Source organism: Wolbachia endosymbiont (group A) of Urophora cardui (assembly GCF_964028435.1).
In the GTDB taxonomy this organism is placed as follows: domain Bacteria; phylum Pseudomonadota; class Alphaproteobacteria; order Rickettsiales; family Anaplasmataceae; genus Wolbachia.
This window is the reverse complement of the sequence record NZ_OZ034774.1, coordinates 842,278-866,320: the sequence shown is the minus strand read 5'-3', so window position 1 is coordinate 866,320 and position 24,043 is coordinate 842,278. Positions and strand designations below refer to the sequence as shown.

Genomic DNA, 24,043 nt, shown 5'->3' with positions numbered 1-24,043 from the left:
AATTTTTATGAATAATAAGAAAAATAGTAGAGATCGTAGAGAAGAAATAGAGTTCAGAGCATTAGAAAGCAACGGTAAAGCTCTACTTGATCGTGAAGTAATAGAAACGTTTCTAAGTGCAGTGCATGACAGGGAAGAAGCTCGAATTATTGCTAGAAAGCTAATAGATAGTTTTGGAATAGGAGGAGTTTTAGGCCAGGAAATAGATGACTTGAAAACTATAGAAGGGATAACTGACTCTACAGTAGCAGTAATTTTATGCCTAAAGGAAGCTGCAAAGAGAGTACCAAGAGAAGAGTTAAAGAAAGGACCTGTAATGGATAACTTGGAAACCATAGTAAAATATTTGAGGGTGAGTATTGGTTATTCAGAGGAGGAAAAGATGAAAATAATATATTTTGATCAAAAGTGCCGTTTAAAGGGGGAAGAAGTGTTCACTGGTACAGTGGATAAGGTACCTTTTTACATAAGAGAAGTAACAAGAAAGGCATTAATAAGAAAAGCGACGTCAATAATAATATCGCACAATCATCCAAGCGGAGATACACAACCTTCAAATAGCGATATATCTCTCACTAGGCAACTAGCAGAAGCTTGCCAAAGTATAGGAATAGAATTAATAGACCACATTATTATTACATTCAGTAGCTATTTTAGTTTCAAGGAAAATAGGTTGTTGTGAAAGCTTTTATAGCTACAGTAACTTAGATTTACCGACAATCGTCATTCCGCTACGTGTTAGCGGCTAAGAGATACCGTGACGGGATGACGGTTGGCTTTGTTGCATCGCTAGCTATGATGGATTAAAGATAAAAAAGATGGAGAATATCAGTAGCTTATTATTCTGGTATTTATAACAAGAACGGTCAGTGAATACCTAAATTTGAGTAAAAGAAATTTCACTACCACTCACTAATCCGGCTAAAATTCAAGAATTTCAATGCTTTAGCTATTTTCAATAGAATTAAGTTTATTAATATAAATAATAAATTACTATTCTTAAATTTGATCAGATTGATTGCAAAAAAACAAGATGTTCAATAGGTTGCTTATAATCCTAGCTATAGTTAGCCTTTCATAAGTAGCGATGCAACAAAGCCATGACGGTTCGCGGCGGCATGACGGTAAGTTTTATTGTGGCACGATGGTGTAGTATAATGTTGGTAAACCTCAGTTACTTTAGCTATAAACGATTAAGATGAAGTTATCATATATCTATATACTTACAAATAAAGCTAATAGCACATTATATATTGGTGTAACTGCAAATTTGATCAAGAGGATTTGGGAACACAAAAACAAAATTGTTTCAGGTTTTACATCAAGATATAATGTAAATAAACTTGTATATTTTGAAGAGTTTGAAGATATAAGTTTAGCTATTGCAAGAGAAAGGCGCCTGAAAGAATGGCCAAGGCAGTGGAAAATTAATTTGATCAATCAAAAGAATCCTAGCTGGGTTGACTTATATTACTTAGCTTTAAGATAGCTATGCTGAGATCCCGCTAACACGTAGCGGGATGACGAGAAAGGATTAGCGGTATGACGAGAAAGGAGCAGCAGGATAACGGTTAAGTAATTCGTCATTCCGCTACTTGTTAGCGGATGAGATACCGCGAATGAATCGCGGTATGACGGTTTGCGGTGGTATGACAGTTAAGTAATTCGTCATCCCGCTACTTGTTAGCGGGATCTAGAGATACCGCGAATGAATCGCGGTATGACGGTTCGTGGTGGCATGACGAGAAAGGAGTGGCGGTATGACGGTTCGCGGCGGCATGACAGTTAAGTAATTCGTCATCCCGCTACTTGTTAGCGGGATCTAGAGATACCGCGAATGAATCGCGGTATGACGGTTAAGTAAGGGATCTATGCTAAGAGATACCGCGGGGTATGACGTAGTAGCTATTTCTTGTAATCAAGTTTCGTTAAAGGTCAGATTGAATGGTTAAATCTTCCACCCAAATAACCACACACTCTACTTGCTTGTTTGGATATATTTCTTGTACTAAGGTTTTATAGGTCAGCATTTGCTTTTTTATTTCATTTAATAAGGAAACAGAAACGTTACGGTGTGATTTGTAGTCAATTATGATCGCTTTATCTTGCGTTATGCATAGCCTATCTAGTCGTACTAATACTGGTTCGCCATCGATTATTCCACTCAGTGTAATCTCTGATTTGCCTTCTAAGTCAAACAAATAGCCATATTTTTCATTAAAGGCCAATATTTTACTGTAAATTTCATCCTTATCTTCACTGGTGTTTATATTGTCAAGATATTTTCTGACCCAGTTTTTTCTCCTTTCTTTTTCTATCTTGGGCATATATTGTAATATGCTGTGGATTATTAAGCCTCTTGTATAACCATCTGTCATCCAAGTAGCTGATGCTGATTTTCCTTCTTTTTTACTGGATCCCAGTGTCAAGCACTGGGATGACAGGGGAGGACGCTGGGATGACAAGGAAGGATGTTGGAATGACGAAAGAGGGCGCTGGAATGACATTGATAGGTTTGGCGGAAGGGAAATGACTGGAACGTCAAAATAATCACGTTTTTTATAAATGTAAGGGTAGTTTGCGTTCACACATAGCACTTCAACTTTTTCTTTAAATATTGGCTGTAAGTATGCTTGTTTCTTTTCATATGGTTCTCCATACTGAGTGATTAGATCATACCAAGAGCCCTTTTGCACTGGCTCTTTACTTAAGATGTATAACTCATCTTCAGCACGTGTGAGTGCTACGTATAATAAACGCAAATATTCGTTATAATCCTCTAGTTTTTTCTCTCTTTTTACTTGATCACAATAAGCGTTATTGTTTTTTCCACACCAAAATGGCACTTCCGTTCCATCAAAGATAATGCTTTCACTGTTTCTTGGCACTGTGTTTGTATCAACCAAAAATACTATGGGAGCTTGCAGACCTTTTGATTTGTGAATTGTCATTATTCGCACAGCATTGCGTTCTGATTGCATATCATTCTTAATCTCCGGGTTATTCTCCTTGATCCACTGAACAAACGCTTGAAGAGATGGGTTTTCAAATTGCAACACAAGGTTCATAAATTCGTCTAGAACCTCGAAGCACTCAAGACCTAGCCTTGCAGCAAATTTCTTCTTACCTGTACGCAATATATGTGTAAATAGTGCAAGAGGAGACTCTATGCGAGATAAGTTAATGAGATAGTTTAATTCACTATAGATAACCACAGAATAATCCCGAATTCTTTCCCATAGTGAATGCTCTTTACGGTCATATGCAATGTTAAATAAATCATCCTCGGTAAAATTGAATAACGGTGATTTTAAAGCATTTGCAAGAGCTAAATCATTTGCCTGGAGGAGTAAAAATTCGGCCAAAGCTATTAAGTCCTGCACGGCTATATAGTCCATAATTCTAAAATAATCTCGGCCTACAACTGGCACGTTTGCTTTTTTAAGTTCGCTTATTATGTAATCAACTAACACGTTTCGTTGCCGTACCAGAATCACAATGTCCCTTGGCTCTATATGGCGATCTTTAGCGACTAAAATCCGCCCTTCGTTTAACCAATTGTGAATTCTGTTGGCTATTGTTTGAGCAAGTAATCGATCTGTTATTATATAATTTTCCCTGCATGTCAGAGGAATTTGTAAAGCTCGCTGTTCTTTCTCTTTACACTTTGGTAACGCTGGCCAAATTTCAATATATCCTTGGTCATTCTCTCTATGTGGAACATGTTTTATTTTATTATCAACAAAAGATATTTCTGCGCGGAAGTTATTAAATATTCTATCTACAAGCATTAAAACTTCTGGAGTTGAACGAAATGACTTTTCAAGTTGGCATGATATCCAATCTCTGCCACCAGTTTTCGTATGAAAGTATTGTTGCATGTAGTTGAATAGATGGGGATTTGCTCCTTGAAATCTGTATATGGATTGTTTTACGTCACCAACTACAAATAAGGTTCGCTTTTCATCATTACCGGCAAAAAATTCATCGCAGAGATTTGTTATAATTTTCCATTGGCTGATGCTATTGTCTTGTGCCTCGTCAACAAGGATGTGATCTATTTTTTGATCCAAGTTAAACAATATCCAATCTTTGTAGTTTGGATTGCTGAGAAGATTTGTTGCTAAGCCAATTATATCATTGTAGTCAAGCAGTGCGTTTTTTGATTTTTCGCTACTGTATAGATCAACATATACTTTAAATATACCAAGTAAGCTACTGGTTCTCTTGAATATTTGATAAGAGTTCATGTCTTTTATATGAGTAAACACTACATTCTGAACGCTCTCTATTATTTGCTCTGCATCTCTAAATTTTTCCAAAGTACTTTTTGTTGCAATGGATGATATGCTCTTTTTTTCGTGCGATTCTGATTTGAGAAATACCTTGGCTAGGTTTTCTATTTTGGTGTCATTCCAGCGCGTGACGCTGGAATCTACACTTCTTTTCTTCTGGATCCCAGTGTCAAGCACTGGGATGACAGTAGAATAAAGTATTTCACTATAACTCTGATCTCTTTTACTGCCTTCACTTAATATCTCGGCTAATCTTTTTATGTGCTCAGTCGTTTCACTCTGTAAGTCATGAATTTCATCTGGAGCACTGAGTTTATCTTTGATATATTCTGAATCATTTTCTGATATCGATCTTTTTATACATAAAGTATAAAGCAAATCGCGTAGCTTATTTTCATCAAATTCAGCCGCAATAAGATTGATATCATCCTGCACAGTTTCGTTATGAAGCACTTTATTGAATATGATGGAATGTAATTCTTTACATTCACTCAGCGTACAATTTGGGGCGATGCCAGCTTCTATGGGAAAGTTGGAAATTAGTTTGTAACAGAAAGCGTGTATGGTTTGTATAGTTAGACCAAGATTTTCCAATTCAGAGAAAAGCCTTCTTGCTCTTGTTAAATAATCTTTATTTTTTCTGGATCCCAGTGTCACGCACTGGGATGACAAGTAGGGGTGCTGGGATGACAAATAGGGGTGCTGGGATGACGTCGAAGGGTGAGCTACTGGATTTTCACTTAAATCGTGATTATGTGGTGCTATCACCTCAGCATCATTCTCCGTTATTTCTGCGTCATCCCCTGTCATCCAAGTAGCTGACACTGGGATCCAGGTTTCTTTTTTTCTGATTTGCAATAGGTCTAGTTGTTCCAGATCCATTATTAATTCACTTTCTGAGCATATTGCCCACTTACTGAGTATGCTGTGAATGCGATTCTCCATCTCGTTTGCTGCAGCGTTGGTGAACGTTAAGCAGAGAATATTTCTTTTGTTTTCTAATAAAAGTCTCAATACTCTGTCTATTAAGATTTTTGTTTTGCCTGTACCAGCGGACGCATTTACCCATACAGAGAAATTGGGATTTATGGCATTTGATCTCATCAGAAGTGCGAAAACCTTATAGAAGTTGACTAAAATAGCATTATACATATAATGTAAAAATAATCTTAGTGAAGATATATAATGAAAAGTTTTTGTGTAAAGGCGCCTGCAAAAATCAATCTTTTTTTGCATGTTGTAGACAAAAAAGAAACAGGGTATCACTTGATTGAAGGTTTATTTGTCTTTGCTAATCTCTCTAATTTTTTGGAAATAAAAGTAGGTGAGAAGGATTCTAGATACGATAACTCTACAGTTGAATTTGTAAATTCCGAACTTAGAATTAATAACAGGTACAACAACGTAATGAGAGCAGTTAATCTATTGCTTAGATATGCTCCTGCGCGAACTAAAGTCATTGTAAAGGTTGTGAAAAATATACCAATTGCTGCGGGTTTGGGCAGTGGCTCCTCAGATGCTGGAGCTGTGGTACGCATACTAGGGAAGCTGTGGAAGATTGATAGGACGATTTTAAATGAAATAGCTTTAAGCGTTGGTGCTGATGTTCCTGCGAGTATAGATAGCAAGCCAGTTTTTGTTAGAGGTATTGGTGAAGAGTTGTGTCCCATAAAAAAATTCTCTCTAACCACAAATATAGTACTGGTGAAGCCGAAAAAAAAGTTTTTGAGCACACTAGAGGTATTTTCCAAACATGAAGGAGAATTTTCTGAGCCAATTAAATGGAGCGATGACGCTGAAAAGGATTTGTTGAAGTTTCTTAAAGAGACGAGAAACGATCTTCAAGAAATAGCAATAAGCCTTGTACCTGAAATTCAGGATGTGATATCAACACTTGAGTCACAAGAAGGCTCTATACTTTCTCGCATGTCAGGCAGTGGTGTATCATGCTTTGGAATATTCGATAGTGAGGAAAATGCAAAAGCTGCTGCAGTTAATATCAGAGAAAAGCAACCAGAATGGTGGGTATGTGACACTCAATTAATAGTTTGACTTTATGCCCTTAATTTCCGAGAATAAAAATCTTATAAATGGTTACAGGGAAGGAAAATTTTTGGTGAATAATAGAGAATATTGCGGCTCAATTATAGTTTTTCCTGAAAAGGTGATTAAATTGAAAGAAAGTGATATAAATAGCAAGGAACATTTTAAATCTTTTTTAACAGAGGAAATAGAAATTTTGATAATAGGTACTGGTAAAACACGCAATATACCAAGTTCTTCAGTGAAGTCCTATCTTATGGAACAAAAAGGTTTAAATTTTGAATTTATGACAACCGGTGCAGCAAGCAGAACCCATAACGTTTTAATATCCGAAGATAGATTTGTTGTCAGTTATCTAATAGCCATATAGCATGCTTGAAATGTTTACCCAGGACTTTTTCATCAATAGTCTAGTTGCAGTAGCCGTAATTAGCCTAGTAACAGGCGCTTTAGGATCGTTTATGATATGGCAAAGGTTATCTTATCTTGGTGATAGTTTGTCCCATTCTTCGTTGCTTGGTGTTGCACTTGCTTTAATCTTTAAGATTAGCCCATCGCTTAGCATAATGCTCATTGCAATTACATTTGCTATACTACTTTCTCTTAATTTTAACAGATTATATTCTGCTGATACGATATTGAACATTGTTACCAATGTAGTTTTATCATCGAGTTTAATACTTATGTCTTTTCTTCCATCGGGCAATAATAGTATTATTAGCTCACTGTTTGGTGATATATTAACGCTCGATCAAAGTGATATAATATTGATTTTTTTAATCTCTGTAATAGTTACTTTGATATTAATATTTAGATGGCGTTATTGGTTAATGATTTCAATTAATCAAGATTTAGCAGTAGTTGAGAAGATTAATGTTAATTTTGTTAGACTAGAATTTTTAATCACTCTTGCTATATTTATAGCAATTGCTGCCCAATTAATAGGAATATTACTCATTGCTGCATTTTTGCTAATACCAGCAGCATCTGCAAGGCTCATTTCGAAAACTCCAATGCAGATGATTATTGTTGCAACAGTTTTTTCTGTGATTTCTGGGATATCAGGTCTGATGTTATCTGCAAGTTTTGATTTGTTAACTGGACCTGCAATTATACTTGTTGCAGCCGTATATTTAATTATCGCTTATTTTATAAGGTTAGTATTAAGCAGGTTGGCTTGATTTTAGTCTCGAATGTTAATAATTTTGTAATATACTCATTATAAAACATCACTATCTTAGCACAAAATAGTCTTTGCTATATTATTGTTTATGTGCTAATGATAAGCTGTTAATTTTATGGAGTAAGCAATATGAGCGAAGAAGGATTTTTTTCCAAATATATATCTCAACCTGTGAAAAAATTTTATAATTATATTACAGGAAAAACAGAAGAGTCGGATAATGTGCAGAGTACGGCAGATGATGTGCACAATATTGCGCAAGAAAACTCAGAGTCTTTGGATACTCATGTACAATCAAATGAGAATGATATCATATAGATGGCATGAGGGTCATACCATCCAAAGTTAAAAAATTCCTAGAGAAACCTGATGCTTTAAGTGGTGTGTTAATTCATGGAAGTGATAACAGTAGGGTTGGTTTTTATGTACAAGAAATAATTGCCAATTTGGATGAGTATTCAGTTCAGGTGATGGATTTTGCAATAGTGAATAAGTCACCCGGTTTACTGTTTTCTGAATTGGCAAACATTTCGATGTTTACCAGCAAAAAATTAATTAAGCTGATAAATGTGAGTGGAGGTATATCCAAAGAGTTAAAAAACGTATTGGATTATAACGCAAGTGGTCACTATGTAATGATGGTAGCAAGTGATCTTCCATATAATTCTGCGACTAAAAGTTATATGGAGAGTTCAAAAATTTTTGGTGTGATTGCTTGCTATAAGGACAGCAACAGCAATCTTTATGACATTATATTAAGTTACTTAAAACAAAATGATATAAAATGCACAAATGAGATAATCTACCATTTGCAATCTTACTTTAATCATAGCAAGCTGCCTATATGTTCAGAACTTGAGAAGTTAGTTTTGTACTTAGGGGAGAGAAAAGACCTAAAACTTACTGATATAGAATTATGCTTTTCAACTTCCGGCAACGACTATGCTACACTTGATGATCTATGCTCTGCCATAGCAAGTAAAGATATGTCGCGCTTCATTAGAATTTCTGATGCATTGATATCGCAAGAAAATTTTTCACCGATAGCGCTAATTCGCATTATATCAAATTATTTCCTACGCCTTGAAAACGTTTTGCTGTCAGTGCAAGGTGGAATGAGTGAGCAGGCTGCGATTGATCAGCTAAGCCCTCCATTGTTTTTTAAACAATTGCAGAGCTTTAAATCTCATTTGAAAAGTTTGCAACTTTCAGAACTTAAAAAGATTTTGGAAGAATTGATAAGCTTAGAAGTTACCTGTAAAAAAACTGATTTAGATCATAAAATGATTTTTCAGCAGGTGATTTGTCATATTACAAATACAATTACTTGCTATAGCTAACAAAAATAAGGTGTAACCAGACTGCATTCTGTGATTTTTAGCAAAACATGATCTTTCATTTGAGCTTTCTTCAATTTAAAATAAATACAGGAAATTGCTGCCTATAGCTAAACTGACTTAGATTTACCGACAATTTGAAAAACCGTCATTCCGCTACTAGTTAGCGCCGCGGCGGCATGACGATAACCTCGTCATCCCGCTACTTGTTAGCGGGATCTATGCTAAGAGATACCGCGGCAGCATAGCTATAGCTATCTTCAAAAATATGGTTGAATAATTGTTAATAATAGTGTATAATTATTAATATTTTCAAGCATTTTTGCCATGGCTCTTTCAAAATTTCTCGATCCTCGCAATGATTTGTGTTTCAAAAAAATCTTTGGAACGGAAAAAAATAAGAATATCCTGATCCACTTTTTGAACGATATTTTAGGGTTTACTGAGATAAATGCAATACAAGAAGTTGAGTTTCTTAGCACTATTATGGATCCCGAAGTTGCCTCTGATAAACAAAGTATTGTTGATGTTCTCTGCAAGGATTCTCATGGAAATAGATATATAGCAGAAATGCAGCTCGCTAGAGACAAGGGCTTCGAAAAACGCGCTCAATTATATGCCGCTAAAGCCTACTCAAGACAATTAGATAAATCTGGCAACTACATTGATTTAAAGAAAGTCTTCTTTATTGCTATTTCCAATTGTAACTTACTTCCTGAAGAAGTTGGTTATATCTCTACTCATAATATACGTGATATAAAAACCAACGGCCATTACTTAAAAGATTTTCAATTTGTCTTTATTGAGTTACCTAAATTTACAAAAAGCAAAGTAGAACAGCTAGAAAGCATAGTAGATCGTTGGCTATTTTTCTTTAAATATGCTGAAGAAACGACAGATGAAGATCTAAAGAAAATTGCAGAAAAAGCGCCAATAATAAAGCTAGCATATGATGAATTAGACAAGTTTCGTTGGAACGAAAAAGATTTAGTAGCTTACGAAGAAAGAATAATGGATCTACGGAAAGAAGAAGCCATTCTTGAATACAGACTTGATCTTGCTGAAGAGAAAGGGTGCGCCGTGGTACGCATTAAGAAATACTTAGCAGAGCTAAGCGGGGTTCAGAATAAATGGCCTCGAGGTGAACAACTAACTTTAACCCGAAAGGGAAGGAGGACAAGAGCATGTATGTAAAGCGAGAGTTATCTGAAGATGTGTAAGATAACGGCTTGCAACACCTGATCAATATGGTTAAAGCTAAACTGCTTGAATTCTAATCTTCAGGGGTGGGACTTCACATCCATGGGTATCGCATTTAAAACCCCATGTCTACGGTAAGCACAGATTAAACTTTCGTTTGTGTGACATTCTGGCTGTAGAACGATAAGTAGTGAACTTATTTAAGAGGATGAATGGAAAACCTAAGTTGATCTAGAACAGTTCTTAGTGACGGAACATGGGATGACCTAAGGAACGCGAGTTCTATGGTTACGGAGTCATCGTAGTAGTCGTGAAAGTAACGAATCACCGGGGAGCGTGGGAAAGCCACATACAGGGCAAAGGGTGACAGATAATTGAATGTTGAAATTGGGAGGTACGCAAGATGCGGAAAGCTGAAACAATACTTAACATTATACGTGAACGTGGACAAAGAAATTTGCCGGTTAAAAACGTATATCGCCTACTTTATCAGCGTGATCTTTACCTTCGAGCGTATGGCAAACTTTGTCGTAATAAAGGTGCTATGACAGAAGGTGTGACAACTGAAACAGTTGATGGTATGTCTTTGGAGAAAATCGATAAAATCATAGAGGATTTACGCTATGAGCGATATCGGTGGACACCAGTAAAACGTATCTATATTTTAAAGAAGAGTGGTAAACGCAGGCCGTTAGGATTGCCAACATGGTCAAATAAGTTACTTCAAGAAGTAATCCGATTAATATTGGAAGCCTACTATGAGCCTAAATTTAGTGAATGTTCACATGGATTTCGACCAAAGCGTGGATGCCACACTGCATTAAGAGCAGTAATGCAAAAAGGCAGAGGTACAAAATGGTTTATAGAGGGAGATCTCAGTGCATGTTATGACTCAATTGATCATACTATGTTGTTGAAAATACTGAGTGAAAGCTTCCAAGATAACCGTTTTATTCAGCTAATCAATCGACTGCTAAAAGCAGGATATATGGAAAATTGGAAGTACAATAAGAGTCATAGTGGGGTACCACAAGGTTCTATTATTGGTCCAATTTTGAGTAACATATTACTCGATCGGTTAGATAAACATGTGGAACATATACTAATACCAGCAAATAACCGAGGTAAGCGAAGAAAGACAAATCCAAAATATTTAAGGTTAACCATGCAAGTATCGATGATGAGAAAACAAGGGAACTGGGATCAAGCAAAACAACTGCGTCAATTAGTGCAGGGTATGCCATCTAAGGATTCTTGTGATCTAAATTATCGACGTCTTTGGTATGTTAGGTATGCTGATGATATTCTGGTAGGGTTTGCAGGACCAAAAAATGAAGCTGAACAAATTAAAAATGAGATTGCTAAATTCCTCAATGAGGAGCTCAAACTTATGCTTAATGAAGATAAAACGCTTATTACACACGCGTGTGATAGCAAAGCCAATTTTTTAGGTTATAAAATACACGTCTTGCATGCAGATGATAAACATGATCATCGGACACAACGATGTATTAACGGTAGTATTGGGTTACGTGTACCACATCATATAAAGCAGAAAAAGTGTTCTGAATATATGCGTTGTGGAAAGCCTATACATTTACCTCAACGTACACTTGATACAGCTTACAGTATTGTTGCTCAGTATCAAACTGAATATCGAGGAATTGTACAATATTACAAAATGGCCTACAACCTTCACACACTAAGTTATTTGAAGTATGTGATGGAAGTATCATTAGTAAAGACTTTAGCATCTAAATACAAAACAACTTGCAGGAAAATTTATAGAAAATTTGGTGCAATGATTGAAAACGACGAAGGTGAAAAACGAAAAGTCATCCAAGTCAGAGTAGATCGTTTACCATCAAAGATACCATTAATTACACACTTTGGTGCTGTGTCACTAAAATGGAATAAATGGGTAAGTATAAGTGATAACCTTATACCAATATGGAATAAGCGTAGTGAAATAGAGCAAAGACTATTGGCACAAACTTGTGAATTATGTAAATCACAAGAGCAGATTGAAGTACATCACGTACGTAAACTTGCTGATTTGCTAGGTAAACGTAATACTGAGCTACCGAAATGGAAAAAGAGAATGATTGAACGACAGAGGAAGACTCTTGTTGTTTGTCATGAATGCCATAAGAAAATCCAATATGGAAAATATGATGGTGACTCCTTAAAACGTTAGATTATTGGAGAGCCACGTGATACGGAAACGATCATGCGTGGTTCGGAGAGGGGTTGTTGGAAAAGTACTTAACAAGTAACTCGCTGGCTGCCCACTCTACTTCATGCACAGTTCTGTGAGAGGCTGGCGGGGAAGGTCCGCTGGTCTACTCTCCCTATAGAAACTCTCATCGCTGCCTTTTTGTTAACAGTGGTATTAGACTTCAAGTTACTGCAAAAAATGTTTTAAAACATAATTGACTTTATCTAGTTAATACTCCAAATTATAAAAAACAGATAGTTCTATGATGACAAGTCTATTACAAGGCAAAAAGGGGTTAATAACTGGAATAACAAATAAGAGATCGATAGCATGCGGTATAGCAAAAGCTCTCTCAGAGCACGGGGCAGAACTTGCAATCACCTACCAGAATGAAATAATAAAAGAAAAACTATCACCAATAGCAGATGAATTAAATGTGGAGCTAATATTACACTGTGACGTTTCAAATGAAAAAATCATAGATAACGCTTTTGAAATAATAGAGAAAAAATGGGGTACTCTTGACTTTTTGGTGCATGCAATAGCATTCTCCGATAAAAATGAGTTAGATGGTAAATATGTCAATACTTCACTGAATAACTTCCTCAATGCAATGCATATATCGTGCTATTCTTTCACTGCTTTAGCGCAAAGAGCTGAAAAAATGATGTCAGGTGGTGGTAGTTTACTTACTTTATCTTATTATGGCGCTGAAAAAGTTATGCCAAATTATAACGTTATGGGTTTATGTAAAGCAGCACTTGAAGCAAGTGTAAAATATATAGCATGTGATCTCGGGCCACAAAATATCAGAGTAAATGCAATTTCCGCTGGTCCAATCAGAACTTTAGCATCTTCTGGAATAAGCGATTTTCACTTCATATCAGAATGGAATAGAAATAATTCTCCGCTTAGACGCAATGTTACAATAGAGGATGTTGGCAAGGCAGCGTTATACTTATTAAGCGACTTAAGTAGTGGCACTACTGGAGAAATTTTGCACGTCGATTCAGGATATAACGTTGTAGGAATGAAGGTGGTTGACTAACAAAGCACTAGTTCCTTCGGGTTCATACACAACTCTATCAGGAGTTTTGTGACTGTGATTGCAGAAAACATCGAACATAAAATTCCTATTGATAAAGTGACAGAAAAGCCTCTAATTGCTCCGCTGCCAATAATGAACATTATTCCTGCAGCAATGAGTGTTGTGATATTTGAATCCAGTATTGTCTTTATAGCGTTTTTAAAACCTTCTTCAATAGCACGTTCCACTCTCTTGCCAGATTTGATTTCCTCGCGAATTCGCTCAAATATTAAAACATTTGCATCCACCGCCATACCGACAGTGAGTGCAATACCTGCAATTCCAGGTAAAGTTAGAGTTGCTTCAAGCAGAGTGAGAATTGATAATATAAGAATTACATTAGAAAAAAGCGCAACAGAAGCTAATATACCTAATTTGCCGTAAGTGATAATTATAAATAAAGCCACGGCTATAATAGAGATTGTTGCTGCCATTTCCCCTGCCTTTATTGATTCTTCTCCAAGGCTTGGGCCAATGTTTTTTTCTTCAATTATTTTAAGTGGTGCTGGCAGTGCTCCAGATTTTAAAAGTATTGCAAGTTCGCTTGCTTGTTTTTCAGTGAAATTACCGCTAATTTCTCCCTCTCCATTTAAAATTGGCTCACGTATTGTAGGTACTGTTAAGACTGTGTTATCCAGAACAATTGCAAAAGGTTTTCCCACATTTTCTTTAGTGATTTTCGCGAATCTTTTACTCGCTATGCTGTCAAATTTAAAATGCACTGTTGGTTTACCTAAGTGACCAAATCTAACTGATGCGTTAACCAGCGAATCGCCACCTATTTCAGTTTTGCGGAATATTGGATAAGAATTACCTAAAGAATCCTTGAGCATGACAGTAGTTTCGTGATCTATATCCTGCACCTTGGCTATGTTAGTGTTTGCCAAATGAAAAGCTAGCTTAGCAGTTTTGCCAAGCAGAGATTTTATCTGCTCGGTGTCTTCTACTCCAGGCACCTGCACTAATATTTTATTCTGCCCTTGTTTTTGAACGCTGACTTCCTTTGTGCCAAGTTTGTCCAAACGGCGCTGGACATTGTTTATTGATTCTGCAGCTACTTCACTGATCAAAGAATTTTTATAATGGGGTTTATACGAAATGAGAATTGAAGAATCTTTTCTATTTAGCTCTAAATTTGGATTTATCGCATTAATCAACACAGATGCTTTTTTATAATCATCAATATTATTTAAAGTTACAATTACTTGTTCGCTATTTTGTACGTTAGATTCAATATTTTTTGTTAGCAATGTCTCTTTTATCTCACCTGCTAGCATGCCTAGCTTTTCCTTAAAATAGAAGTCTAAGTCTATGTTTAGAAGCAAAGATGCCCCTCCTTTCAGGTCAAGGCCTAAGTTTATTCTTTTTTTCGAAATAAAAAGCTTATTATCAAAGAAATTTTGCAGTGTTATGTATAAAGCAAATAAACAGATGCATAATACTGAAAAAGATTTGACTATAAGCCTGTTGTACATAAGTTGTAGGTTTAAAATTGCAGTGTAAGTTAAAAATAGATTTTTGTAAAATTCTCTATTACCCAAATAACCTATCCAAGTAGCTATAGAAACAAAAAAACTTCCTTGACAAACTCCGCCAGCCCCCTTATCATAGTACTGAAGGTATTCAGTTATCTTCATCTGTGCAGATTAAACAGCAAGAAAACAACGTAGTTGGCGTCTTATTTTTAATTTTTTGCACTATGTGCACCTTATGTCTTCACAACATTTCTAGGTTTTTACCCACACAAGCTGAAACGCGCTTATAAGTCGTTTAAGACAGTATAGTACGCCAATTTGCAGGATTAGAGAGTGAACACTAATTACCACGGGGTTTCTTTTGCCTTTTTTTCTGCTTAGTAAATTTCTTAAACATTTTAGTTAAGGTTAGTTGCACTTAAAAGCAGCTAAATTGCAGTGTTTAAGACTTAAAAAACGCCAATACTGAAAGTAGACAATGACTAGGGCTTCTTTTGCCTTTTTTTTTCGTTTGGTAAATTTCTTAAATATTTATGGCTAAACGACAACCGTCATCCCGCTGCTTGTTAGCGGGATCTAGAGATACCGCGAATGAATCGCGGTATGACGGTTCGCGGCGGCATGATGATAAGCTCGTCATCCCGCTACGTGTTAGCGGCTAAGAGATACCGCGGCGGTATGACGGTGTAGATAGTAATTCGTCATCCCGCTACGTGTTAGCGGGATCTCTTGTTAGCGGCTGAGATACCGCGAATGAATCGCGGTATGACGGTTAAGTAGGGTGTCATTCCAGTCTGGGATCCAGTCTTTATTATGCAGCCACTTGGTTAAAATTAAGTTTTCTGGATCCCAGTGTCTGGGCACTGGGATGACAAGAAAGAGGCTACTTGGATGACACCCTGACAATCGTCATCCCGCTGCTTGTTAGCGGGATCTATGTGAGATACCGCGGCGGTATGACGTAGGACTGCTGTCATGCAAGTACTAGAATCCAGTAAGCTTATTTATGCATATAAAAGGTTATTATTTTGTAAAGGCAAAGTTGCTTTTGGTTTTAAGTTAAAGTACAATAAATGCAAAGGCTCATATGATGAATTAAACTCGATCCAAGTAGTCAGCTACTCGGATGACATCAGAGAGATGGTAACCGAAGTTCATGCGATACACGCTACCAAAGTGTTTAAATAATTAATTAGGTTAAGGTTTGGTATTCAAACAGTCATACATATGCTAGTCAAAATAGGTACCAGAGGAAGCAAGCTTGCAGTTGCCCAGGCTTTGGAAGCAAAACAAAAGTTGCTGGACTCTTTTCCTAACTTATCTATTGAAATTGTTAAGATAAAAACTTCTGGAGATAAGTATGCAAACGCAAATCTTGCTGAAATAGGAGGTAAAGGATTATTCATTAAAGAAATTGAGGCTGAATTGCTCGAAAATAATATAGATATGGCAGTTCATTCGCTAAAGGATGTGCCTGCGTTTTTCTCAGGGGGTTTAACAATTCCTTGTGTTTTAGAAAGGCTAAGTCCATGCGATGCGTTTATTTCTCATAAACACAATAGCCTTGAGTCTTTGCCACAGCAGGCTACTATTGCCACTTCTTCAATAAGAAGAAAAGTTCAGTTGTTAAATGTTAGACCAGATCTAAATATAATACCGCTACGTGGAAATGTAACAACTAGATTGCAAAATCAAAGTTTTGATGGAATAATTCTAGCTGAAGCAGGACTCATAAGATTAGAAAAGAATCACTTAATTACAGAGGTATTGCCACCAAAAGTTATGTTAAGTGCAGTGGGACAGGGAGCGATTTGTATTCAATGTAGAAGGAATGATGTAAAAATTATCGATCTTGTAGAGAAAATTAATAATAATATGTCTTTTATAAGAGTGAAATCAGAGCGCAGTTTTATGAAGACAGTGAATGGTTCATGTTTTACACCACTTGCAGCTTTGGCTGAATATGTGAACGAAAATATGCTACACCTTTGTTGTATGTTAGCAAGTGGAAAAAATATATACTTCACTGAGCGCACTTCATTTATAGAAGATGCGGAGAAAATGGGTATGGATGCAGGACTAGAGTTGAAATCAAAATGCTTATAAGCTTACCTAAAGTACGTGGAATCTATCGTTATGACATCTTAATGTCTAAAGCGACGTGGTTAAACGTCGGTGGACGAGCTGATGTGTTATTTAAACCATGTGATATTGAAGATTTAACATACTTGATTAAAAATACTGAACTGCCAGTTAGCGTTATTGGTGCAACATCCAACATAATAGTACGAGATAGTGGCATTCGAGGAATAACAATAAAATTAGGTAAGGAGTTTGCATATATTAAAAGTAAGGGTAACAACTCCATTGTTGCAGGTGGTGCTGCGCTGCTCAGGAACCTTGCTTACTTTGCAGGAGAGCAACAAATTAGTGGACTCGAGTTTCTAGTTGGAATTCCAGGAACAGTTGGTGGCGGAATAGAAATGAATGCAGGTGCGTATGGTAGTGACATCGCAAGCGTTGTACAATCCATAAAAGCAGTGAACCTAGAGGATGGAAACCTATATGAGTTCTCCAGCAAAGAAATGGGATATTTTTATCGTGGACATAGCTTAAAAGGAAATTGGATTTTTGTTGAAGCTGAGTTTAAAGGAGTAAACTCAGAGCATGAGCTTATATTGCAAAGGTTAAAAGAAATTGTTGAGAAAAAAAATAAAAGCCAGCCAATAAGAGGAAAAACTGCTGGGTGCATATTCAAAAATCCAAAAAACTACCGAGCATGGGAGTTAATTGATAAATCTGGCTGCCTAGGGTTAAATATTGGTGGAGCTAGAATCTCTAAGAAACATTGTAACTTCTTGCTCAATTACGATAATGCAACTGCATCTGACTTGGAAAACCTTGGCAACAGAGTAAAAGATGCAGTGAAGGATAAATTTAATGTTGAACTTGAGTGGGAAATAAGGGTTTTGGGTGGCTATTAAACAGTTTTTATAGCTGCTGTATATTCTAATCTTTCCTAATGACTCAGCATGATCGTAACCTTTCACACTTAATTAAACAGACTAAATTCTGTAATTTTGGGATGTTGAAAAATTTACCTTACGTTGTTATTCCAGCGCATAACGCTGAAATCCAGATTTATAGAAACGAAAAAACTTGCTTGACAAGTTTCGCCGGCCCCCTTATTATGACAATGAAGGTATTCAGTTATCTTCATCTGTGCAGATTAAACAGCAAGAAAACAACGTAGTTGGCGTCTTATTTTTAATTTTTTGCACTATGTGCACCTTATGTCTTCACAACATTTCTAGGTTTTTACCTATATAAGCTGAAACGCGCTTATAAGTCGTTTAAGACAGTATAGTACGCCAATTTGCAGGATTAGGAAGTGAACACTAATTACCACGGGGTTTCTTTTGCCTTTTTTTCCATTTGGTAAGTTTCTTAATGTTTGTAGCTAAACGACAACCGTCATCCCGCTACGTGTTAGCGGGATCTCTTGTTAGCGGCTGAGATACCGCGAATGAATCGCGGTATGACGGTTAAGTATCCCGCTACGTGTTAGCGGCTAAGAGATACCGCGGCGGTATAGTAACTCGTCATCCCGCTACGTGTTAGCGGCTAAGAGATACCGCGGCGGTATGAAGGTTCGCGGCAGCATGACGATAAGCTCGTCATCCCGCTACTTGGATGACAGCAGATCACCTCTTCACAAAAATTTTATCAGTAATACGCATATCAATAATACTCCAATCGCTGAAAGTAAAATCAGTTGTATTGTGCAAGTGGTTTAAATAGTCCCATGCACTAGAAGGGTTATCTTCAGGCAGTTTCACTGTGGAATCGTTATCAAGTATGATATTCCATCTTCTATTCCCTATATAAGCAAAAGAAGAAATGTGGTTACTTAATTGAGTTTTACTCTCTAACGCATCTCTAACAAATTCTAGGTTTGATAACGAGTTTTGTCCTGTAATTACAACAAGATCATCTACTGGATAGTCATCTACGATCACTTTGCCTTCGAAATCAATTACCGAGGTTTTGTTATTATCTTTCCAGAGAGCAAACGGTTTATGCTCATCTATATTAATATGTAGGGTATTGGGCAAAATTCTGTGAACTCCTACGTATTTTATCCATCTGCTTACGGATTGTATGTTACCGGCAAGTTTTGAAAGTGATATATACAGGATAGGTTGCGTTCTATCTGTCAAACTTAGAATGTCCTTTTTGTTTGTAAATTTGTTGCCGCTCACGACTACTTCATCGATTGAAAATCCATTGCTGAGTAATAAACTGGATAGGCACTCATTACACCAAGTAAAGTAGTAATTAAATCGATTTATTATTTTATCAAGTGAACTATAAAGTACTAATGTAAAAAAAAGCGCAGTTATAATAACGAAAGCGCACTTGCGCAAAAAACTCCTTTGGCTTCTAGTAATACTGCTCAACATGACTTAAATCCCTAATATTTTTGTGCTGCAAACTATCTTCAATAATAATTTTAACTAATTCATTAAAATTGATTCCTTTTGCCAATTTTGCAATTTCTGGCACTAACGATAACTCAGTAAAGCCAGGATGTGTATTAATCTCAAGCATTTTTAAAGTGTTATTTTTGGGATTATAACGGAAATCAGAGCGGGAAATAGTTTTACAGCCTAAAAATTGATGAATTTTCAGTGCGTGTTCCAAGGTCATTTTATATATATTGTCAGGAATTTCAGCAGGAAATATATGTTCTGCAAATCCATCTGTATACTTTGCTTCATAATCATAGAATTTATTTTTTGGTCGTATTTCCATAGTGCCAATTGCTTCATCTAGCAATACAGCAGTATGTAACTCTATTCCTGGGACATATTCTTCTATGATCATCAAGTCTCTTGTCATAGAGGTAGCTGACACTGGTTCTTTTCTCTGGATTCCAGTGTCAGCTACTTGAATGACATCAAGTATGATAGCGTCATTTTTAAATTTTAAATGGTCTTCATATGAGGAAACAATATGCACTCCGATGCTAGAACCTTCGTTAATTGGTTTTAAGACGTACGGATAATCGATTTTAATATTATTTTTTAGTAGATCTTCTTGGCTAATTACATAACCTTTTGGAGTGTCGATACTAAGGGATCGAAATATATGCTTTGACATCACTTTATTCATAGCAACAGCAGAAGCCATAACTCCTGAGTGTGTATATTTTATACCTAAGATTTCCAATAAACCTTGAATGCAACCATCTTCACCATAAGGTCCATGCAGAGCAATAAAAGTAAGGCCCGGATTAATCTTTTTAAGCTTTTCAACAATGTTGCTGTCAACATCTATTTCTATTGCATTATATGAAAGGCTATCAAGTGCCTTCTTTACGGCTTTTCCGCTCATAAGCGACACTTCTCTCTCGCAAGAAAATCCACCACTTAAAATTGCTATAGTTGGAATCATGGGCATTCTATGTTTTGCTATATAGCATATAGAAGATACTTTTATCTTCAATAAAAACCTGCTTCTATAGCTAAAAATTTATCAATGAATTAATATTAACTTAGTATTAAATAATGTTAAAAACTTAACATTATGATTATTTTCAGCAATAAAAACTAAAGGTTGTGAGAACCGTTCATTTTGGAATCTGTATACCTATCCTCAAAAGATTATGAACAGGTTCTCACGACTATAATTCATCTGGCGAGTGATCAGATAACATCTTGCTCCCTCTAACCCTTTTTCCTGATTAATTTTTGCTAGCGCTACTTGCTAGCCTATTAAGTGATAATCATGATTATAATCATCTAGCGGGTGATCAGTAGTTGTTATAACATCTTGTTGATCAGATTCCTTTAATTCTTTTTCCTGTTTCTCCTGATTAATTGTTGTTTTAGGTCTCTCTTCTGTATTTAACTCTCCTTGATTATCGTCTAATCCAATGTTTTTTAATTCTTCTGCTACATCTCTTATAAATTCGCCTCTTGGGAAAGAAGTGCCGTAATTTTTCTCATTATACAAATTTAGAGTAACATAAATCATTGTTGTCAAATCATTAGCTATAGACTCACTGTGATAATGGTATTCGTGATAATCCGCGGTAATAGAATCATAATCATCGTCAGACAAATTTGCTAAGTTGTTATATGTAAAGCCTTTAACAGTATGATCTGTGTTCATATCTAAATCATATCTCTCTTGGTAGGCATGAAAAATATAATTAGCGTATTTTTCAATCGTAAGGAGATCTTTCTCATCTAATTGATCGTAATGTATTTCATACTTAAATTTTGTTCCTTCAATATTGATTGTTTTTGAGTTTGGTAATACTACTTTATGCTTTGTTGGGTTTATACTCTCTTTAGCGTGATTTTCCATTTTGATGCCTCTAAATTTTATAATACTGTCATCCTACTAAAAGTTATATAATAATTCGTTAATTCTATATTTAACATAATCTTTCGTTGTTTCCAAGTAGATTATTATTAATCTACTATTAAATATTACTAAAAACCTAAATAATGCGACCATTTTCAATAACCAAAGACAAACAGGATAAGATATAAAAGAAGTTTCTTCCTCTTCAGCAGTATTACTCTAAATTTTCATCAAAATAAGCTGTTTTATCCTTTTTTTCCTTATACTCTTCTGCAGTATAGAGAGGTTGCTTTTTAGCTGTAATGTTTGGCCATTTTTGTGAGTATTCTACATTTATATCGTAAAATAACTTGAAAGTTTTTTGTTCGCTGCTCAGTAATTCTTCATCTAATTCTAAAATATCTTTTATGGAATCATCAGTTACAATTGCATCTACTGGACACTCAGGTATGCACACTCCGCAATCAATACATTCATCTGGGTTAATCACGAGCATGTTTTTACCTTCATAGAAGCAGTCAACGGGACATACTTCCACACAGTCCGTATATTTACATTTTATGCATTTATCTGTAACAAAATGCGTCATAAAACACTGTATATTTGTATTATCTTGGGTACACTAAATTGATAAGAAATTCAAGCCTTTTATGAAGATAAATAAATTGAACAACAAAGAATTAGAAGTATGGTTAAGCTTGGCTAGAACTATAGGACCAATAAAGTTTTTTAGTATACTAAGAACACATGGATCGCTAGATGAGGTGCTAAAATATCTCAATAGGGTGGCTAATAATAAGGTGTATGGCATTCAAGATGCACGAGAAGAAATCAATAATGCAGAAAGAATTGGAGCTAAAATTATACCCGCATGTGACCCAGATTACCCTGATCTTTTAAGAAATATCTCTAGTTGTCCTCCTATAATAACTGCGTTTGGTAATATATCATTATTAAGCCGTGAGATAATTGCAATAATCGGTGGGCGCAACTCTTCGATGAATGGAAGAAATTTTGCCAGTAAACTAGCACTTGATTTAAGCGAAGCTGGTTTTGTTATCGTTTCTGGACTTGCAAAAGGAATCGATACCGCAGCAAACAGTGTAATATACAAAAATCATCCCACTATTGCTGTTACAGCAAGCGGAATTGATGTGGTGTATCCAAAAGAGAATTTTGATCTATACAAAAAAATCACTGGGAACGGTGGTTTAGTAATTACTGAGCTTCCATTTGCTACTAAACCAAAGCCTCAGTATTTTCCTCAAAGGAATCGAATTATATCTGGTCTATCGCTGGGTGTTGTAGTGATTGAAGCATCGAAACGTTCTGGCTCTCTAATAACAGCAGATTTTGCTTTAAATCAAGGGAGAGAGGTATTTGCAGTTTCTGGTTTCCCTTTAGATTCACGCTGTAGTGGTAGTAATTATTTAATTAAAAACGGTGCTAAGCTTATCGAGTCCGCTGATGACATAATAGAAAGTGTTAGGTTTAGTTTACCTCCGCAGCAAAAAAACCTATTTAATGTTGAGCACTATGCTGTTAACCAAAAACAAGAAAAATTACAACAGGCAAAATCTGTTATAGTTGATCATATTAACTCTGTACCTGTTGATATAGATGAACTTATATTAGCAAGCGGACTTTCTGCCAACATAGCTCTAATGGCTCTTTTAGAACTAGAGTTGGAAAACAAAATAGAGCGTTCACCGGGGAATAAAATATCGTTAATTTTCTAGATTACTTTAGCTATAGCTAACCCAAGAAAGGTTTTCCTACGTCATACCGCCGCGGTATCTTGGCATAGATTCCGCTAACAAGTAGCGGAATGACGAATTTTTGTTTTTCAAATTATCGGTAAACCTAAGTTACTTTAGCTATAGGTCAGTATGTCGTTTTACTAGATGTTCGTACAGATATATGCTTGACACTGGAATGATGCCATTTGCTATAGGATTCTTAGTTGCTGATTTTAGAATTGATAAGAGAAAACTTTTTTTCAACTTGTTGTATGATTTTATAAAAGTGATCGAAATCTAAGCTTGCACTGCCAATTAAAACTCCTGATAAATTTGAAATATTTAACAAATTTTCTATATTTTCTGAACTGACTGAACCACCATATGTAATGTGTTTTTTACCAGTACACAATTTTATTACCTCTATCACCTCAGCAATTGCATCATTATTTGGCACATGACCTGTGCCTATTGCCCATATTGGCTCATATGCTACGGTATATTCACCGTGTGTTGGCAAACGGTTTTTGCATTGATATTCTATTACTTCTTTTGTTTTTTCATTCTTATAATCTTCTGAATTTTCACCTACACAGATAATTGGGTGTAAGCCTGATTCTATTGCTATTTCCGACTTAAGTTTTATTTCACTATCTGTTTCGTTAGCCCTTTCAGAATGCCCAAGTATTACGTAAGTACACCCTAATTCCTTTAACATTTCTGCGCTAATTTCACCTGTGTAAGAACCAGATTTTTTATAATGGCAATTCTGTGCTCCTATATTAATATTATCGCTCAACTCTATACTGTCTGAAAATGCGGTAAATGGTGGACAAATCACTAGTCTAGAAGTAATCTCATTGTTCTTGTTATTAAGTTTGCCTATAAAGTCAACAAATGAAGACCGTGTTCCATTCATCTTCCAATTTGCTACTATTAAAAAGGACATCAACTTTACTTATATGGGCGAGAGTGCCGGCTGTCGGACTTGAACTGACAACCTACTGATTACAAGTCAGTTGCTCTACCAATTGAGCTAAGCCGGCGTTAAACACATTAATAATATACAATTATCAATGGATTTTAGTCAA

Annotated in this window: 21 protein-coding genes and 1 tRNA gene; 14 read left to right on the top strand and 8 right to left on the bottom strand. The window is 35.9% G+C overall.

All coding sequences use genetic code 11. The features are described 5' to 3' along the window. The first annotated feature begins 7 nt into the window (after positions 1 to 7). Together ABWU38_RS04195 and ABWU38_RS04190 are read left to right on the top strand one after the other, a co-directional pair. A complete protein-coding gene (locus tag ABWU38_RS04195; RefSeq protein WP_353272521.1) occupies positions 8 to 682 on the top strand; it encodes a RadC family protein in 675 nt (224 codons plus the stop codon). Positions 683 to 1,198: 516 nt separating this feature from the next. Further along, entirely contained in the window at positions 1,199 to 1,489 is a 291-nt protein-coding gene (locus ABWU38_RS04190) for a GIY-YIG nuclease family protein (protein ID WP_007549156.1), read from the top strand. 439 nt (positions 1,490 to 1,928) lie between these two features. Here the strand turns inward: ABWU38_RS04190 and ABWU38_RS04185 are convergent, their stop codons facing one another. Then, entirely contained in the window at positions 1,929 to 5,399 is a 3,471-nt protein-coding gene (locus tag ABWU38_RS04185; protein WP_353272520.1) for a UvrD-helicase domain-containing protein, read from the bottom strand. A gap of 81 nt (positions 5,400 to 5,480) precedes the next feature. Here ABWU38_RS04185 and ABWU38_RS04180 point away from each other — a divergent pair, with 81 nt between their 5' ends. The 8 genes from ABWU38_RS04180 to ABWU38_RS04145 all read left to right on the top strand — a co-directional run bounded on the left by ABWU38_RS04180 (position 5,481) and on the right by ABWU38_RS04145 (position 13,324). Further along, positions 5,481 to 6,347, top strand: coding sequence for a 4-(cytidine 5'-diphospho)-2-C-methyl-D-erythritol kinase (locus ABWU38_RS04180; RefSeq protein WP_353272519.1), 867 nt, complete (start codon positions 5,481 to 5,483; stop codon positions 6,345 to 6,347). Between the two features lie 4 nt (positions 6,348 to 6,351). Then, on the top strand, positions 6,352 to 6,708 hold the full coding sequence (locus ABWU38_RS04175; RefSeq protein WP_353272518.1) for an Mth938-like domain-containing protein: 357 nt from the start codon (positions 6,352 to 6,354) through the stop codon (positions 6,706 to 6,708). Between the two features lies 1 nt (position 6,709). After that, on the top strand, positions 6,710 to 7,519 hold the full coding sequence (locus ABWU38_RS04170; RefSeq protein WP_353272517.1) for a metal ABC transporter permease: 810 nt from the start codon (positions 6,710 to 6,712) through the stop codon (positions 7,517 to 7,519). Between the two features lie 131 nt (positions 7,520 to 7,650). Further along, on the top strand, positions 7,651 to 7,839 hold the full coding sequence (locus ABWU38_RS04165) for a hypothetical protein (RefSeq protein ID WP_096618007.1): 189 nt from the start codon (positions 7,651 to 7,653) through the stop codon (positions 7,837 to 7,839). A gap of 5 nt (positions 7,840 to 7,844) precedes the next feature. Next, a complete protein-coding gene (holA, locus tag ABWU38_RS04160; RefSeq protein WP_353272516.1) occupies positions 7,845 to 8,861 on the top strand; it encodes a DNA polymerase III subunit delta in 1,017 nt (338 codons plus the stop codon). Positions 8,862 to 9,185: 324 nt separating this feature from the next. Next, positions 9,186 to 10,052, top strand: coding sequence for an Rpn family recombination-promoting nuclease/putative transposase (locus ABWU38_RS04155; RefSeq protein WP_353272321.1), 867 nt, complete (start codon positions 9,186 to 9,188; stop codon positions 10,050 to 10,052). Positions 10,053 to 10,461: 409 nt separating this feature from the next. Beyond that, entirely contained in the window at positions 10,462 to 12,255 is a 1,794-nt protein-coding gene (locus tag ABWU38_RS04150; RefSeq protein WP_253309139.1) for a reverse transcriptase/maturase family protein, read from the top strand. 283 nt (positions 12,256 to 12,538) lie between these two features. Then, positions 12,539 to 13,324, top strand: coding sequence for an enoyl-ACP reductase (locus ABWU38_RS04145; protein ID WP_253309140.1), 786 nt, complete (start codon positions 12,539 to 12,541; stop codon positions 13,322 to 13,324). Here ABWU38_RS04145 and secD read toward each other — a convergent pair. Continuing rightward, the gene (gene secD / locus ABWU38_RS04140; RefSeq protein ID WP_353272825.1) at positions 13,321 to 14,838 is read right to left on the bottom strand and encodes a protein translocase subunit SecD; all 1,518 of its coding nucleotides are present in this window, start codon (positions 14,836 to 14,838) and stop codon (positions 13,321 to 13,323) included. The genes ABWU38_RS04145 and secD overlap by 4 nt on opposite strands. Positions 14,839 to 15,813: 975 nt before the next feature. On the opposite strand from secD, the gene ABWU38_RS04130 reads away from it, so the two are divergent. The 3 genes from ABWU38_RS04130 to murB are packed head-to-tail and all read left to right on the top strand — an operon-like array spanning position 15,814 to position 17,822. Beyond that, positions 15,814 to 16,026: a hypothetical protein gene (locus ABWU38_RS04130; RefSeq protein WP_253309142.1), complete on the top strand. Its 213-nt coding sequence runs from the start codon at positions 15,814 to 15,816 to the stop codon at positions 16,024 to 16,026. Between the two features lie 39 nt (positions 16,027 to 16,065). Then, a complete protein-coding gene (gene hemC, locus ABWU38_RS04125) occupies positions 16,066 to 16,944 on the top strand; it encodes a hydroxymethylbilane synthase (RefSeq protein ID WP_353272515.1) in 879 nt (292 codons plus the stop codon). Next, on the top strand, positions 16,935 to 17,822 hold the full coding sequence (murB, locus tag ABWU38_RS04120; protein WP_253309144.1) for a UDP-N-acetylmuramate dehydrogenase: 888 nt from the start codon (positions 16,935 to 16,937) through the stop codon (positions 17,820 to 17,822). The genes hemC and murB overlap by 10 nt, the downstream gene beginning before the upstream one ends. Positions 17,823 to 18,542: 720 nt before the next feature. On the opposite strand, the gene ABWU38_RS04115 is transcribed toward murB, so the two are convergent. The 4 genes from ABWU38_RS04115 to ABWU38_RS04100 all read right to left on the bottom strand — a co-directional run bounded on the left by ABWU38_RS04115 (position 18,543) and on the right by ABWU38_RS04100 (position 21,802). Next, complete coding sequence (locus tag ABWU38_RS04115) at positions 18,543 to 19,301, bottom strand: cell division protein FtsQ/DivIB (protein WP_353272514.1); 759 nt, start codon at positions 19,299 to 19,301, stop codon at positions 18,543 to 18,545. Beyond that, positions 19,282 to 20,301, bottom strand: coding sequence for a D-alanine--D-alanine ligase (locus tag ABWU38_RS04110; protein WP_353272513.1), 1,020 nt, complete (start codon positions 20,299 to 20,301; stop codon positions 19,282 to 19,284). The genes ABWU38_RS04115 and ABWU38_RS04110 overlap by 20 nt, the downstream gene beginning before the upstream one ends. A 306-nt stretch (positions 20,302 to 20,607) precedes the next feature. Continuing rightward, a complete protein-coding gene (locus ABWU38_RS04105) occupies positions 20,608 to 21,213 on the bottom strand; it encodes a hypothetical protein (RefSeq protein WP_253309146.1) in 606 nt (201 codons plus the stop codon). Positions 21,214 to 21,427: 214 nt separating this feature from the next. Beyond that, positions 21,428 to 21,802, bottom strand: coding sequence for a ferredoxin family protein (locus ABWU38_RS04100; protein WP_010082601.1), 375 nt, complete (start codon positions 21,800 to 21,802; stop codon positions 21,428 to 21,430). Between the two features lie 61 nt (positions 21,803 to 21,863). Here ABWU38_RS04100 and dprA point away from each other — a divergent pair, with 61 nt between their 5' ends. Next, a complete protein-coding gene (gene dprA, locus ABWU38_RS04095) occupies positions 21,864 to 22,952 on the top strand; it encodes a DNA-processing protein DprA (protein WP_253309148.1) in 1,089 nt (362 codons plus the stop codon). Between the two features lie 220 nt (positions 22,953 to 23,172). Here dprA and ABWU38_RS04090 read toward each other — a convergent pair whose 3' ends face one another. Both ABWU38_RS04090 and ABWU38_RS04085 read right to left on the bottom strand, forming a co-directional pair. Next, positions 23,173 to 23,901 carry a triosephosphate isomerase gene (locus ABWU38_RS04090; protein WP_265016707.1) on the bottom strand — a complete coding sequence of 243 codons (729 nt, stop codon included), beginning with the start codon at positions 23,899 to 23,901 and terminating at the stop codon, positions 23,173 to 23,175. A gap of 24 nt (positions 23,902 to 23,925) precedes the next feature. Next, positions 23,926 to 23,998: transfer RNA gene (locus ABWU38_RS04085), tRNA-Thr, on the bottom strand. Positions 23,999 to 24,043: the final 45 nt, after the last annotated feature.